The organism is Intestinirhabdus alba, assembly GCF_009711095.1.
In the GTDB taxonomy this organism is placed as follows: Bacteria; Pseudomonadota; Gammaproteobacteria; order Enterobacterales; family Enterobacteriaceae; genus Intestinirhabdus; species Intestinirhabdus alba.
Genome location: NZ_WMJZ01000030.1, coordinates 1 through 14,428, shown reverse-complemented (window position 1 = coordinate 14,428; position 14,428 = coordinate 1). Strand labels below are relative to the sequence as shown.

Genomic DNA, 14,428 nt, shown 5'->3' with positions numbered 1-14,428 from the left:
AACTGCAAGACGCTTACCGGCGCTCCTCCGGGAAGGCGACGGTGAAGCGGTGCTGCCCGTCAGCAAAGCGATAGCTGACGCCGCCGCCGTGGAGCGCCATCACCGCTTTCACCAGCGACAGCCCAAGGCCGTAGCCCGGCGAATGTCGCGCGTTGTCCCCCCGCCAGAAGCGGTTAAACAGATTCTCCGGGGCGGCGAACGGCTCGCCGGGATTGGCAATCTCGATCGCGCGTTGCTCCCCGACGGCGCGGGTGGTTATCCGGATCGTCGCGCGATCCGGCGAGTAGCGTATCGCGTTGCTGAGAAGATTTATCAGCACCCGCTGCAGTAGCACCCTGTCGGCAACAATCTCGCCGCTGCAGTGGACCGCAAAGGCGATCTGTTTTTCCTCGGCGCTGTAGCTTAGAAAATCAACCAGCTCGGCGATGATTTCGCCGCAGGGCAGCGCCGCTTTTTTCAGCCGGATAGCGTGGTGCTCAGCCCTGGCCAGAAACAAAATGCTTTCGGTCAGGCGGGACAGCCCCTCAAGCTCCTCAACGTTGTTCGCCAGCACCTGCTGGTACTCCTCCGCCATACGCGGCCTGGCGAGCGCCACCTGGTTGTGGCCGAGCAGGATGTTTACCGGCGTGCGCAGCTCGTGGGCCAGGTCATCAGCAAACTGGTTCAGACGGGCGAAATCGTCGGCCAGCTTCCGGCGCATGACGTTCAGGGCGCTCCCCAGCGGCTTCAGCTCGGCGGGTAAATCACTTACCCTCAGCGGCTGTCTTAGCCCCCGGCTGTCCGTATCGGCGGTCAGCCTGCTGAGGGCGCTTATCGATCGCAGCCCGCGCCGGATAAGCAAAGGGCTGAGGGCGGCACAGGCCAGAACAGCAATAATGCAGATGAGTACGCTGTTGTAGCGGTACTGCTCCAGCATGTGCTTTCTTTCGCTGGCCAGCCGGGCGACGGTGATGGTGAGCGGCCCTTCGCCGCCGCTCACCGCCAGACGCACCGCCGAAAGCTGGGTGCCATCGACGGTCGTGCGGGCGATCGTCCGGATGGTGGCCTCGTTTTGCATCGGGATCGCCTCCAGCAGACGGCGTTGGACTCCCGTGTGGTTAATCGTAATATTTTCCGAATCCGCCGTATGAATCAGCAAAATATCCTGGCGGGTATCCATCATCCGGTTGAAGTAAAGGGGAAGGCTTTGCGGCTCCGCGCCGTCCTGCAGTAGCTGCCCGATCTGGTTCGCCCGATTGACCAGCATGACGTCGTCCCGCCACGTCAGCTCGCCGCTGAGCGCCCGGTATAAGGTCCAGCTGATGCCGGTACAGGCCAGCGCCAGCGTCAGCACAAAGGTGAGGGTCAGGCGCAGGGTCATCGACAGCTCAGGCATCGCCGTGGCCCTCCGCCGCCAGCCGGTATCCCATTCCTCTGACGGTGGCGATCAGCTTCTGCGGGAAGGGGTCATCAACTTTGGCGCGCAGCCGGCGAATGGCGACGTCCACCGTATTGGTTTCGCTGTCAAAATTGATGCCCCACACCTCGCTGGCGATTACTGCTCTGGGGATAATCTCGCCGGGCCGGGAGGCCAGCAGCCACAGCAGCAGAAACTCTTTTCGCGTCAGGATAATCGTCTGCCCGTCCCGGGAGACGCTCTGCCGGGCCGAATCCATCTCCAGGCCGTTTACCTGCAGGCGCGTGCCGGTTTCGGCATTTTGCCGCAGCTGGGTGCGCACCCTGGCCAGCAGCTCGGCAAAAGAGAACGGCTTCACCAGATAGTCGTTGGCACCGGCCTCCAGCCCGCGGACCCGATCGTCCACCGAGTCCCGGGCGGTCAGGCAAATGACGGGGGTTTGCCGCGCGGTGCGCAGCGATCTCAGCACCTGCCAGCCGTCCAGCCCCGGCAGCATGATGTCGAGGATAATTAGCGCATAGGGAGCCTGCAGGGCCAGCCGCAGCCCGTCCCGGCCGTCGCCGACCCGGTCCACGACGTAGCCCGCCTCCGTCAGCCCCTGGCTGACCCAGTCGCTGGTTTTCTGGTTATCTTCAATCAACAAAATTTTCATGGGGCTACTCTGCCACAGAATGGCGTGCGCCGGGGAAAAGCGTGCCGGGGATGACAAAAATGTAATGCGCGTGAAAGGTGAAATCCGGGCGGGTCATATACATTGAAGGGGTATCCATTATAACCGGAGTGAAAAATGAAAAAGCGTTTACTGAGCATCGCGCTGCTTTCCGCCCTGGCGGCACCGCAGCTGGCTACGGCTGCGGCTAACAACGCCCTGAGCGTCCATATCCTCGATCAGCAGACCGGAAAACCCGCGGCCGGGGTGGAGGTTGTGCTGGAGCAGAAGCGTGACGACGGCTGGCGGCAGCTTAATATGGGGCAGACCGATAAGGACGGCAGAATCAAGGCGCTGTGGCCGGAACAGGAGGTTGCGCCGGGGGATTATCGCGTCACGTTTAAAACGAAGCCCTGGTTTGACGCGCAAAAACAGGAGAGCTTTTTCCCGGAAATTCCGGTGGAGTTTCATATCAGCAACCCCCATGAACACTATCACGTTCCGCTGCTCTTAAGCCCGTACGGCTACTCGACCTATCGGGGAAGCTGACGGCGCGCGCAGGAGAAAAGCGCCCTTTTCCGTAAGGAGGAGGGCGCTGCTTTTTTAGGCTGCGTCCCGCAGGGCTGGGGCCATTCAGCTCCGCTGCCGCGCATCTGGAATAACCAGACCTTACGGCTCGCACCTTGCCCCGGACCTGAATGACCGCCAGCGACGCTCACGAACGGTTAAGGGACACAGCCTGGTCCTGGGAGCCGATTTCGCGCAGCTTGCGCCCCTTCATCAGGTTGCGCTCAATGCGCTCCAGCGAGACGTGCTTGGTCTCCGGCACCAGCCACAGGGTCAGCAGGATAAACAGCACGTTCAGACCGGCATAGACCCAGAAGGTGTTGGCGTTGCCCAGGCTGTTGAGCATGGTCAGGAAGGTCGCGCCGACGATCATGTTGGCGATCCAGTTGGTGGCGGTGGAGCAGGTGATGCCAAAGTCCCGGCCCTTCAGCGGCTGGATCTCCGAGCACAGCACCCAAATCAGCGGCCCGGCGCTCATCGCAAAGCCGATGATAAACATCAGCAGCATGGCGATGGCAAAATATTGCGCGGAGGGCGAGTGGATGCCGATATGCATCATGGTGCCGAGAATACCCATGCCGGCAGCCATCACCAGGAAGCCCAGCGTCAGGGTCGGTTTGCGGCCCCAGCGGTCAACTAGCCCGATGGCGATAAAGGTGGCCAGCACGTTGGTCAGGCCGACAATCACGGTGCCCCACATCTGCTCGGTGGTGTTGGTGTATCCGGCCAGTTCGAAAATTTTCGGCGCGTAGTACATGATGACGTTCATCCCGGTGAACTGCTGCATGATCTGCAGCAGAATGCCGAGGTAGACCGCGCGGCGGAAGTTACCGTTCTCTTTAAACAGCGCCCAGCCGCTCTGCTTGACCTGCAGGCTTTCGCGGATTTCATCAAGCTCGCGCCTGGCCTCCGCGCTGCTGTCGCGCAGGCGCAGGAGCACGCGCTCGGCGTCGTGGAAGCGGCGTTTCGCGGCGAACCAGCGGGGGCTGTCCGGCAGAAAAAAGACCCCAATCAGCAGCAAAATCGCCGGGATAATGATCACCCCGAGCATCCAGCGCCATGCGCCGCTGTAGCTGAAGGCGGTGTCCGACAGATAGGCACCGAGGATACCGATGGTGATCATCAGCTGATACATCGAAATCATGCTGCCGCGAATTTTCTCCGGGGCAATCTCAGAGAGATAGAGCGGCGCGGTGTAAGAGGCGATGCCTACCGCCAGCCCCAGCAGCACGCGGGAGAGGATCAGCACCTCAACGTTGGGGGCGGTGGCGGAGAACAGCGAGCCGGCGACGAACAGGATCGCGCCGATCATCAGGCTCTTTTTGCGCCCGAGCCTGAAGGAGAGCCAGCCGCTGCCGACGGCACCGACGGCGGCACCGAACATCATAGAGCTGACCACCCACTCCTGGGTGTGCGCCGAGATGTTGAATTCGTCGGCGAGGAAGGGGAGCGCGCCGGCGATAACGCCGATGTCAAGGCCAAAGAGGAGTCCGGCCAGGGCCGCAAGGAAGCAAACAAAGAAGGTCATAGCCTTATTTGAACGCCCCTGTTTTTGATTGTCAGGCATTGTACCCTCCGTTTGGGTAAGCAATTTTAGTGAGGTTAAGGGTAGTAAGCGCACCGTGAAATTATGTGATATTTATCACATTGATGTAATCGATTACACTATCGCCGGTATTGAGTAACGCTATAAACTGATTTTCGATACTCAAAAAGGGGGGCTGCATACTCCGCTTAAATAAGATTTAGCAGCAGATAAAACCTGCCCTCGCAAAGAGAATACTCTCAAATGTTTCCGCAAGAGTGTATGTAATCGCTTTCATTTTATGCGGTGAAAGCCTTAATCAGGATAGCAGGGCAGGGGAAAAGGGGGATTTTAACGCAGAAAAAACGCACGCCTGGCTCAGGGGCTCTTTCTCCGGGCGTCACGGGCGCGGCTGTTCTTACCGTAACCGGACGCCGCCGCCCCGCGGCGGGCGCGTTGGCTGCGTGGTTTGCCGATTTCTCCATGTCTTCGCCGCTGTACACATCGGCCGCCAGCCGACCCGTTACTCTCACCTGGCACCGGGGTCGCTATGCTGCGGGAATGAATAAGGGGCATCCCTGTCTCTTATCGGAGGCAGTCCGCGGCCGGGCATGACGGCCCGCTTGTTCAGCCACAGCCACCATCTTCTGGCGGTCAGGGGCTGCCAGTCCACGCTGGACGTGCCAGGCCTTTTAAGGAGAGGAGGCCTTAAGCCGGCCCTTCCGCTACCGCATCGAGTTCACCAGCCCGGACCACGACATCACTAAAGAGAATATGCTGCTGAAGCCGACCTCGCTGACCCAGCGCGCCCCGCCGGACCAGGGGTTCGGGATAGCGGCGCAGCGGCCGCTGCGGGTGATTCAGGGGGTGGTGGAGCGGGAAGTGAGCGTGGTGAAGAACCTGTTTATCGGGGTGGGAAACGCGCTGAGCGTGTTTGTGAGGAAGCTGGGTATAAAGCTGATTGCGAACCAGGGGCCGGTGGAGGTGCAGGCGCAGAACGATACGATGGCGCTGCTGGCGCGGCACGGACTGACGATAAGCAGCACGGAAGATGAGATAAAAATCACGGCGAAGAAGAAAATCACGCTGAACGGCGGGGGAAGCTACATCACGCTGGACGAGAACAAAATCGAGTCGGCGACCCCGGGAGACTACCTGACGAAAGCGGGATACTACGGCCGGCTGGAGCGGGCCTTTCAGCCTCCCGTCGATAATATTGCAACGGTGATTGAGATTAAGTTTGATGAGACAAAGGATCGATTATCGCCGGAACAACATGAGGCGTATTTAAAGATTGTCGGGGGAGATATACAAAAATTTCGTCTGCTGACCTCCGGCCAGTGCGATCGGCGCAGCCGCAGGCGGCGGGAGGCCGAGCTGGCGGAGGCCAGGGTGGACCCGGTCTACGGCTTTGTGGGAGATAAAGCGATGGGCCATCCCGATAACGTGATCCTGCCGGCCCTGGAGGAGCAGGTGCAGCGGGACTATGCGCTGGTGCAGCGGCGGGTGGCGGAGTGGGGCAGAGAGATGGAGCGGCGCTCTCCTTATCTGCTGCTCCCCGCCAGGGATCGCCGCGGGGAGGCGCGCAGCCGGGCGCAGATTGAGATGGCGCTGGTCTCCGTAGGCGCGGGGGGTGAGGCGGGCAGCCTGGCACTGACGGAGGGGGCCACGCTGCGGCTGGCCGCCGGCAGCGCCGGCAGGGTGGTGCAGCTTCCCACCCGGATGGTGACCGGCAGCGCGCCCTCCCTGGACTATGTCAGTGACTATCAGATTAAAATCTTTTCTAATGCCCGCTGGTATGAAGAGATACATCAGCCAGTTTCTTACGCCAGCTTCTATCTGCCGTTTGAGGCGCTGAAGGGGGAGGGGCGGGAAAGGTTTGAAGCGCTGGTGCTCGCCTTCTGCCGGCTGCTGAAGCCGATGCACGGCCTGGCGGGGCTGGGGCTGCAGCAGTGCTATGAAAGCCATGAGTATCAGTATCTGGAGTATACCATCGCCCATCAGTTCAGCGGGCTGGATATCTCAGGGGGAAATACGGATGAACGCCTGCATAACGGCTTTAAGTCGGTGAACTGGCTGACCCTGTTGGGAGAGGCGCTGGTGGCGAAACTGGGCGGGGCCGCGGCGCTGCAGAGGCGGAACGCTGACCCGGTGGTGACCTTCACCCCCTACGCGGGCGGCCTGGTGGTGAAGGCCGGGGAGGCTCCGGCGCTGGGCTACGTGCAGAGCGACCCCTGGCCGCGGGCGTATGTCAGGGTGAATAACCTGCTGCGGGTGGCCCGGGCACCGGAGATAGATTCGCTGGGCTTTGGCTCCATTGCCGGGGAGATCCGCTTTAACGATCGCACCACGGCGCAGTGGCTGGCGCGCTTTGATCGGGCGGAAGAGGAGGAGGCGCGGCGGCTGCGGCCGTCGGGAGAGCCGGGCCAGCGGGCCATAATGGTGGTCAGCGGGCAGCTGTGCCGCTTCAGCGGGCTGTGGTCGGGCAGCGTGGCGGGAGAGCCGGAGCCGGTTTACGAGGAGCTGGAGCAGGGCTTTGATGCGCCGTTCTGGCGCGACGCCGACGGGGTGGAGCACGAGGTGGTCTGGACGCTGCTGCGCCGGGAGGACGGCGGCCCGGTACAGGAATAAACGTGCCGGTTAGTCAGGCGGAAGGGCCGGGGGAGGGCCTTATTAGCGGCCTGATTAAAACGAGGCTTTCGGCAATTTAAGGCCAGCGTGAAGCTGACCTGAGACTAATGACAAACTCCAGACCAAACTCGTTCGGCCATAATCACCACAAAAATAAACAAGGAAAATCAACCCATTGATTTTCGGCTGCTAACCACAAAGAGGGAAAAACCACGTTTTTTCCCTCTTTGTCAGCAATCTGAGGCCAGCGTGAAGCTGGCCTTTTACAACAGGCGTCGCGGTTTATTTCAGACCCGCGGCGTCGCGCAGCAGCTGCGCTTTGTCGGTTTTTTCCCACGGGAAGCTTTCGCGACCAAAGTGGCCGTAGGCGGCGGTCTGCTGATAGATCGGGTGCAGCAGATCCAGCATCTGAATCAGGCCGTACGGACGCAGATCGAAGAACTCGCGCACCAGCAGGATCAGCTGGTCGGCAGGCACCTTTTCGGTCCCGAAGGTCTCGACCATGATCGAGGTTGGCTCCGCCACGCCGATGGCGTAGGAGACCTGGATTTCACAGCGGTCGGCAAGGCCGGCGGCGACGATATTTTTCGCCACATAGCGCGCCGCATAGGCCGCAGACCGGTCAACCTTCGACGGATCTTTACCGGAGAACGCGCCGCCGCCGTGACGGGCCATGCCGCCGTAGGTGTCAACGATGATCTTACGACCGGTCAGGCCGCAGTCGCCCATCGGGCCACCGATAACAAAGCGTCCGGTCGGGTTGATGAAGAATTTGGTCGAGGCGTTCAGCCATTCGGTCGGCAGCACCGGCTTGATGATCTCTTCCATCACCGCTTCCTGCAGCGCTTTCTGGTCGATATCTTCCGCGTGCTGAGTGGAGAGCACCACCGCATCGATGCCGACGATTTTGCCGTCGTCATACTGGAAGGTCACCTGACTTTTCGCATCCGGACGCAGCCACGGCAGGGTGCCGTTTTTACGCACTTCAGCCTGACGCTGCACCAGGCGGTGGGCGTAGGTGATCGGTGCCGGCATCAGCACGTCGGTTTCATTGGTGGCATAGCCGAACATCAGGCCCTGGTCACCCGCGCCCTGCTCCAGCGGGTCGGCGCGGTCAACGCCCTGGTTGATATCCGGAGACTGTTTGCCGATGGCGCTCAGTACCGCACAGGAGTTGGCGTCAAAGCCCATATCGGAATTGACATAGCCAATCTCGCGGATCGTGTTGCGGGCGATCTCTTCAATATCCACCCAGGCGCTGGTGGTGATTTCGCCGCCGACTAAAACCATGCCGGTTTTCACATAAGATTCACAGGCCACCCGGGCCTTCGGATCCTGGGCGAGGATCGCATCAAGCACGGCGTCGGAGATTTGGTCAGCGATTTTATCAGGATGTCCTTCTGATACGGACTCGGACGTAAAGAGGTGTTTTGCCATATTTAATTTCACCTGAGGAGGGTTTAGTTAGCTCAAACTGCTGCACAGGCCGGTTGTTCTGGATGCATCTACCGCGGCCTGCAGGCTGTCGTTTCTGGCAGTCTGAATGTTAATCAGTATGGATGGATTAACATCTGGACGGCTATTTTAGGTCACAACTTTATCTGAATTCCAGTTTTTTTTGAATCTGCCCGCACCGTAGCGCAGCAGACGTTGGAAATTTTTCCGGACAGTGCTGACGTTACGCGCAGATATAGTTTGCATTTTGAACATCTTATCGGTATAAAACGCGGCGCGCGGCTCATATCCGTCATACTTCGGGTGGCGCTGGCAGCCGCGGCTCGTCAGCGGGCGTCGCCGCACCTTACAATCCGAACTGGCCAGGATAGATAAAAAGCACACGATGGGTTTTTCGTGTCGCCACTTCCGGCCGGGCTAAAACGTTGGCTTTGGCTTGTCGGTTCGTCCTGCGGGGCGGCCGTGGAGGTGATACGAGATAATGAACCGTTGTATTCTGCTGAACCAGACGCACCGTTCCGATGTGCGCTCTTCCCACCTGTTTTGCATCTCTGCATTGCATTCCTGCCGATGTTATACCCATTTTGGCGCTTCTCAGGACTTCAGGGCCGGTAACGGCGGCTAAGTGCTGAACAAGGGCGCTCTTGCTCGCGCAGGGGCTTTCTCGTGGTTTCGCCGAACGTCATACGCAGTTCGGTTACGTGTTTTACAATGATATGAAAAAGAAACCGGTCGCGCAGGCGGAGCATCAGCACTATCTGCTGGAAAAACCGCCTGTACATGGGTTGTTATCGCATCTTTGTGCTGCGATAGTAGTCAACTGTTTTACACCCGTCGCTTTTCGTGCGGCAGGTACGTTAGCCGTTTTTGCCCGCCCCGGAAGCGTTCGTTTCCGGAGTCTGGCCGCGCGGCTGACCGCCTGGCGTATCAAATTCACCGGGTATGCACTTTCCAGAAAAGTTGAGGTTCGCTATGTCTGACGACATGTCTTTGGGTTCGCCTTCGTCAGCGGGCGAACAGGGTGTACTACGCTCCATGCAGGAGGTTGCTATGAGCTCCCGGGAAGCCAGCAAGATGCTGCGCACTTACAATATTGCCTGGTGGGGCAATAACTACTATGACGTCAACGAGCTGGGCCATATCAGCGTCTGTCCGGACCCTGACGTACCGGAAGCGCGCGTCGATCTCGCCACGCTGGTGAAGGCCCGTGAAGCCCAGGGCCAGCGCCTGCCCGCGCTGTTCTGCTTTCCGCAGATCCTGCAGCACCGGCTGCGCTCCATTAACGCCGCCTTTAAGCGCGCGCGCGAATCTTACGGCTACAACGGCGACTACTTTCTCGTTTACCCGATTAAGGTGAACCAGCATCGCCGGGTGATTGAGTCGCTGATCCATTCCGGGGAGCCGCTGGGGCTGGAAGCTGGTTCCAAGGCGGAGCTGATGGCGGTGCTGGCGCACGCCGGCATGACCCGCAGCGTGATCGTCTGCAACGGCTATAAGGATCGGGAATATATTCGCCTGGCGCTCATCGGTGAGAAGATGGGCCATAAGGTCTACCTGGTTATCGAGAAGATGTCGGAGATCGCCATTGTGCTGGACGAGGCCGAGCGCCTGAGCGTCGTTCCGCGCCTCGGCGTGCGTGCGCGTCTGGCCTCCCAGGGCTCCGGGAAGTGGCAGTCCTCCGGCGGCGAAAAATCCAAATTTGGCCTCGCGGCCACCCAGGTGCTGCAGCTGGTAGAAACGCTGCGCGAAGCCGGACGCCTGGAGAGCCTGCAGCTGCTGCACTTTCACCTCGGCTCGCAGATGGCGAATATTCGCGATATTGCCACCGGCGTGCGTGAGTCCGCCCGCTTCTACGTTGAGCTGTACAAGCTGGGTGTCAACATTCAGTGCTTCGACGTCGGCGGCGGCCTGGGGGTGGATTATGAGGGCACCCGCTCCCAGTCCGACTGCTCCGTTAACTACGGGCTGAATGAGTACGCCAACAATATTATCTGGGCGATTGGTGACGCCTGCGAAGAGAACGGCCTGCCCCATCCAACGGTGATCACCGAGTCGGGCCGCGCGGTAACCGCCCATCACACGGTACTGGTTTCCAATATTATCGGCGTGGAGCGCAACGAATATACCGTGCCGACCGCGCCCGCCCAGGACGCGCCGCGCGCCCTCCAGAGCATGTGGGAAACCTGGCTGGAGATGCGCGATCCCGGCACCCGCCGTTCGCTGCGGGAGTGGCTGCACGACAGCCAGATGGATCTGCATGATATTCATATCGGCTACTCCTCGGGCGCTTACAGCCTGCAGGAGCGCGCCTGGGCGGAGCAGCTCTACTTAAGCATGTGCCACGAGGTGCAGAAGCAGCTGGACCCGCAGAACCGCGCCCACCGGCCGATTATTGACGAGCTGCAGGAGCGGATGGCGGATAAGATGTACGTCAATTTTTCGCTGTTTCAGTCAATGCCGGACGCCTGGGGAATCGATCAGCTGTTTCCGGTGCTGCCGCTGGAAGGGCTGAATCAGATCCCCGAGCGCCGGGCGGTGCTGCTCGACATCACCTGCGACTCTGACGGTGCCATCGATCACTATATCGACGGCGACGGCATCGCCACCACCATGCCGATGCCGGAGTACGATCCTGACAACCCGCCGATGCTGGGCTTCTTTATGGTGGGAGCCTATCAGGAGATCCTTGGCAACATGCACAACCTGTTCGGCGACACCGAGGCGGTGGACGTCTTCGTCTCCCCGGACGGCAGCGTGGAGGTGGAGCTGTCCGACGAAGGGGATACCGTGGCGGATATGCTGCAGTACGTGCAGTTGGACCCGAAAACGCTGTTAACCCAGTTCCGCGATCAGGTGAAAAACACCGATCTCGACGCCGGGCTTCAGCAGCAGTTCCTGGAAGAGTTTGAGGCAGGGCTGTACGGCTATACCTATCTCGAAGACGAATAAGCGCGCTTCCCGGCGGCCGGTTTAATGGTTTAAATCGGCCGCCGGGGATGTAAAGCGGCGGGCGCGATAGCGCTTCTCTTTTGCTCTGAGTGTTTTATACTCAGCGGGATTTTCAATCACACCCGCACGAGGAAAAACCATGAAAGGACGCACCCTTAACGGCCTGTTGGCCGGTATTTTACTGCTGCTAGCGGGCTGTTCAGGCCCGGTGCAGTACCACGCCACGCCGTCCAGAGCCGTCGGAACCGCCTGGGGAGAGGAGGTTCATTCTTCGGTGACGGGGGTGGCCGCCAAGCGGGCGGAGCGCGATCCTGCCGACGTGATATTAATTCACTATGCCGCAGAGCCTTATTCAGGACATGACGGTGTCTACAGTATTCGCGCCGGTGAACTGGAATATGCGATACGCGATGCTAATTTTAACGCTTTGCCCATTACCCGCCGCTATAACGCTTCGACCGGAGGGTGGCAGTATAATGTCCCTGCCCGGGTGGGAAGCCGCTATCAGCTGTACGTGCGTAACTACAGCCGCGACGTTCGCTATGAAATCGTCGCCACGGTTGACGGGCTGGACGTGCTGAGCGGCAGGCCCGGTTCGCTGAATAACAGCGGCTATATTGTCGATCCCGGCGCTTCGCTGGCTATCAAAGGCTTCAGAAAAGATAAAAATACCGAGGCGGCGTTTGAATTTTCCGCTGTTGAGGACGCCTATGCGGCAAACTCAGCTTACGGCGATGCGCGCCACGTTGGGATCGTCGGCTTTGCCGCTTTCCGGCTGCTGGGGCCGGCGACAAAAGCGCTGCCGCCCTGTTCCGCGCAGGCTTTCCCGGCGGACAGCGGCGGCTATGCGCCACCGCCCTGTCGCAGGTAAATATCCCGCTTGAAGGCGGGTAAATTTCAGGCGATAATCGCGCCAGAAACGTTATATGTAAAACAATCCCTTCCTCGTCGGGCCTAACGACGCGGAGGGGATTTTTTTTTCATCTATACTCGCCATACTTCCGGCTGCCGACGCGCGGGCGGGCACTCCGGGAGCAGCGAGTGAATAGTTACCAGGCTGTGTCCCGTAACCGTTCGTGAGCGTCGACGCCACGCCCGGTTACGGGACACAGCCTAACATCGATTTAAAAAGAGGTCAGTACATGAGCACCCTGGGCCATCAGTACGATAACTCCCTGGTTTCCAACGCCTTTGGTTTTCTGCGTCTGCCGCTGAATTTCCAGCCCTATGACAGCGACGCCGACTGGGTTATCACCGGCATCCCTTTTGATATGGCCACGTCGGGCCGCCCCGGCGGTCGCCACGGCCCGGCGGCGATCCGTCAGGTTTCCACTCACCTGGCCTGGGAACACCACCGCTTTCCCTGGAACTTCGACATGCGCGAGCGCCTGAACGTGGTGGACTGCGGCGATTTGGTGTATGCCTTTGGCGACGCCCGCGAAATGAGCGAGAGGCTGCAGGCGCATGCGGAGAAGCTGCTGGCGGCCGGTAAGCGGATGCTCTCCTTCGGCGGCGACCACTTCGTCACCCTGCCGCTGCTGCGCGCCCATGCAAAACATTTTGGCAAAATGGCGCTGATCCACTTTGATGCCCATACCGATACCTATGCCAACGGCTGTGAGTTCGATCACGGCACCATGTTCTACACCGCCCCGAACGAAGGGCTGATCGATCCCCATCATTCGGTGCAGATCGGTATTCGCACCGAGTTCGATAAGGACAACGGCTTTACCGTACTGGACGCCTGCCAGGTGAACGAGCGTGGGGTTGACGATATCCTCGCGCAGGTGAAGCAGATTGTGGGCGATATGCCGGTCTACCTGACCTTCGATATCGACTGCCTGGACCCGGCCTTTGCGCCAGGCACCGGTACGCCGGTCATCGGCGGGCTGACCTCCGATCGCGCCATTAAGCTGGTGCGCGGCCTGCAGGATCTGAATATTGTTGGTATGGACGTGGTGGAAGTGGCACCGGCCTACGACCGCTCTGAGATCACCGCGCTGGCGGCGGCAACCCTGGCGCTGGAGATGCTCTATATCCAGGCGGCGAAGAAGGGCGAGTAATCGGAATCAGGCTCTTTTGGACCCGGGCGGTGCGCTGCCCGGGTCGTCAGTAACGTCAGGTTTGTTACACGTTGGGGCGAGGATTACTTGATGCCGTCCGCAGCCATCCGATCGCGGATATGCTGCGCGCGCTCCGCCGAGGCCGGGTGATCGTCAAACATAGAGCTTTGACGCCCCGCCTCCAGCTTCGCCAGCTTTTCAAAGCTGGTGGCGAGGCCCAACGGGCTGACGCCGCGCTTGCGCAGCAGATCGTAGGAGTAGTCGTCCGCTTCGGACTCCTGGCGCTGGGTAAACTGTGAGTTAACCAGCTTTTCGCCCAGATCGCCCAGCTCCGACTGCGACAGGCTGCCGACGATGCCGCCCGCAGAGGCCGCGGCGGTGCGTACGGCGTTAGCGCCAAGCGCCACCTGCATACCTTTTTTCACGTGGCCCAGCGCGACGTGACCCATTTCATGGCCGATCACCGCCTCCACCTCGTTATCGGACATCATATCCATCAGGCCGCTGTAAACGCGGATGCAGCCGTTGGCCATCGCAAAGGCGTTAACGTCTTTGGTGACGTACACCTTGTAGTTAACCGGCTGGCCGTTGATGTTATCGCCAAGGGAGGCGGCGATCTTGTTCAGCCGCGTGACGTATTCACTGCCGGCCGGGGCGAGAGTGGCTTTGGCGTCCATCTCCTGGCAGGCCTGGTCGCTTAGCGCGATAACCTGGGCGTCGCTCAGGCTCCAGGCCTGAAAAGCTTCTGCGCCCGAAGAGAGCAGCCCGTTTGAGTCCATATTCTGGCAGCCGGTCAGAACCGTTGCCACGCTCATTGCAAACAGTAAGGCGCGAATTTTCATTTTTTCTCTTTCAGCGGAAGTCGGGATTGTTCCAATTGTGCGCTTCTGTAGATGAATCAGCGCTGTAGCTAAGTATAAAGAAAAGAACGACAAGCGGGCGAGCGGATTGCGCAACGTACAATAACGATCCGGAGATTTCTGAAAAGGTGAAAGGGTGCTCCATGTACATGACCTGCGGCTTGGGTTACATTGTTGGCACTTTTTTCCGGCGTAGCCCAAAACGCGCAGTCGTCAAGCCGTCACGGGCACGGCCTTCATTATCCGATCTGGAGTCAAAATGTCCTCACGTAAAGAGCTTGCCAATGCTATTCGTGCGCTGAGCATGGACGCAGTACAAAAAGCCAAATCCGG

The 14,428-nt window shown here is 59.8% G+C and carries 12 protein-coding genes and 2 pseudogenes; 9 read left to right on the top strand and 5 right to left on the bottom strand.

Annotated features, from left to right (window positions below):
- Window positions 1–13: 13 nt before the first annotated feature.
- Together GJV78_RS18075 and hprR are read right to left on the bottom strand one after the other, a co-directional pair.
- Window positions 14–1,375: a heavy metal sensor histidine kinase gene (locus GJV78_RS18075; RefSeq protein WP_155109630.1), complete on the bottom strand. Its 1,362-nt coding sequence runs from the start codon at window positions 1,373–1,375 to the stop codon at window positions 14–16.
- The gene (hprR, locus tag GJV78_RS18070; protein ID WP_155109629.1) at window positions 1,368–2,048 is read right to left on the bottom strand and encodes a response regulator transcription factor HprR; all 681 of its coding nucleotides are present in this window, start codon (window positions 2,046–2,048) and stop codon (window positions 1,368–1,370) included. The genes GJV78_RS18075 and hprR overlap by 8 nt, the downstream gene beginning before the upstream one ends.
- A 135-nt stretch (window positions 2,049–2,183) precedes the next feature.
- Here hprR and hiuH point away from each other — a divergent pair, with 135 nt between their 5' ends.
- Window positions 2,184–2,594, top strand: coding sequence for a hydroxyisourate hydrolase (gene hiuH, locus GJV78_RS18065; protein ID WP_155109628.1), 411 nt, complete (start codon window positions 2,184–2,186; stop codon window positions 2,592–2,594).
- Window positions 2,595–2,760: 166 nt separating this feature from the next.
- On the opposite strand, the gene galP is transcribed toward hiuH, so the two are convergent.
- Window positions 2,761–4,179, bottom strand: coding sequence for a galactose/proton symporter (galP, locus tag GJV78_RS18060; protein WP_155109627.1), 1,419 nt, complete (start codon window positions 4,177–4,179; stop codon window positions 2,761–2,763).
- Window positions 4,180–4,748: 569 nt separating this feature from the next.
- Between galP and GJV78_RS24175 the strand changes: the two are divergent.
- Together GJV78_RS24175 and GJV78_RS23720 are read left to right on the top strand one after the other, a co-directional pair.
- Window positions 4,749–5,340 (top strand): annotated as a pseudogene (locus GJV78_RS24175) (DUF2345 domain-containing protein); the annotation flags it as partial.
- Between the two features lie 225 nt (window positions 5,341–5,565).
- Window positions 5,566–6,768, top strand: a complete 1,203-nt coding sequence (locus GJV78_RS23720; RefSeq protein ID WP_330998824.1) for a type VI immunity family protein — start codon at window positions 5,566–5,568, stop codon at window positions 6,766–6,768.
- Between the two features lie 282 nt (window positions 6,769–7,050).
- Here GJV78_RS23720 and metK read toward each other — a convergent pair whose 3' ends face one another.
- The gene (gene metK / locus GJV78_RS18050; RefSeq protein ID WP_155109625.1) at window positions 7,051–8,205 is read right to left on the bottom strand and encodes a methionine adenosyltransferase; all 1,155 of its coding nucleotides are present in this window, start codon (window positions 8,203–8,205) and stop codon (window positions 7,051–7,053) included.
- A gap of 499 nt (window positions 8,206–8,704) precedes the next feature.
- On the opposite strand from metK, the gene GJV78_RS24300 reads away from it, so the two are divergent.
- The 5 genes and pseudogenes from GJV78_RS24300 to speB all read left to right on the top strand — a co-directional run bounded on the left by GJV78_RS24300 (window position 8,705) and on the right by speB (window position 13,235).
- Complete coding sequence (locus GJV78_RS24300) at window positions 8,705–8,848, top strand: hypothetical protein (RefSeq protein ID WP_456237495.1); 144 nt, start codon at window positions 8,705–8,707, stop codon at window positions 8,846–8,848.
- Window positions 8,849–8,939: 91 nt separating this feature from the next.
- Window positions 8,940–9,053: pseudogene (yqgB, locus tag GJV78_RS23715) on the top strand (acid stress response protein YqgB); the annotation flags it as partial.
- A 142-nt stretch (window positions 9,054–9,195) separates the two neighbouring features.
- Entirely contained in the window at window positions 9,196–11,172 is a 1,977-nt protein-coding gene (speA, locus tag GJV78_RS18040) for a biosynthetic arginine decarboxylase (protein WP_155109624.1), read from the top strand.
- Between the two features lie 139 nt (window positions 11,173–11,311).
- On the top strand, window positions 11,312–12,043 hold the full coding sequence (locus tag GJV78_RS18035) for a hypothetical protein (protein ID WP_155109623.1): 732 nt from the start codon (window positions 11,312–11,314) through the stop codon (window positions 12,041–12,043).
- 271 nt (window positions 12,044–12,314) lie between these two features.
- Complete coding sequence (gene speB, locus GJV78_RS18030; RefSeq protein WP_155109622.1) at window positions 12,315–13,235, top strand: agmatinase; 921 nt, start codon at window positions 12,315–12,317, stop codon at window positions 13,233–13,235.
- A gap of 83 nt (window positions 13,236–13,318) precedes the next feature.
- On the opposite strand, the gene loiP is transcribed toward speB, so the two are convergent.
- Entirely contained in the window at window positions 13,319–14,077 is a 759-nt protein-coding gene (gene loiP, locus GJV78_RS18025; RefSeq protein WP_155109621.1) for a metalloprotease LoiP, read from the bottom strand.
- A gap of 277 nt (window positions 14,078–14,354) precedes the next feature.
- Between loiP and GJV78_RS24170 the strand changes: the two genes are divergently transcribed.
- On the top strand, window positions 14,355–14,428 hold a 74-nt coding region (locus GJV78_RS24170), incomplete at its 3' end, for a hypothetical protein (protein ID WP_369700119.1).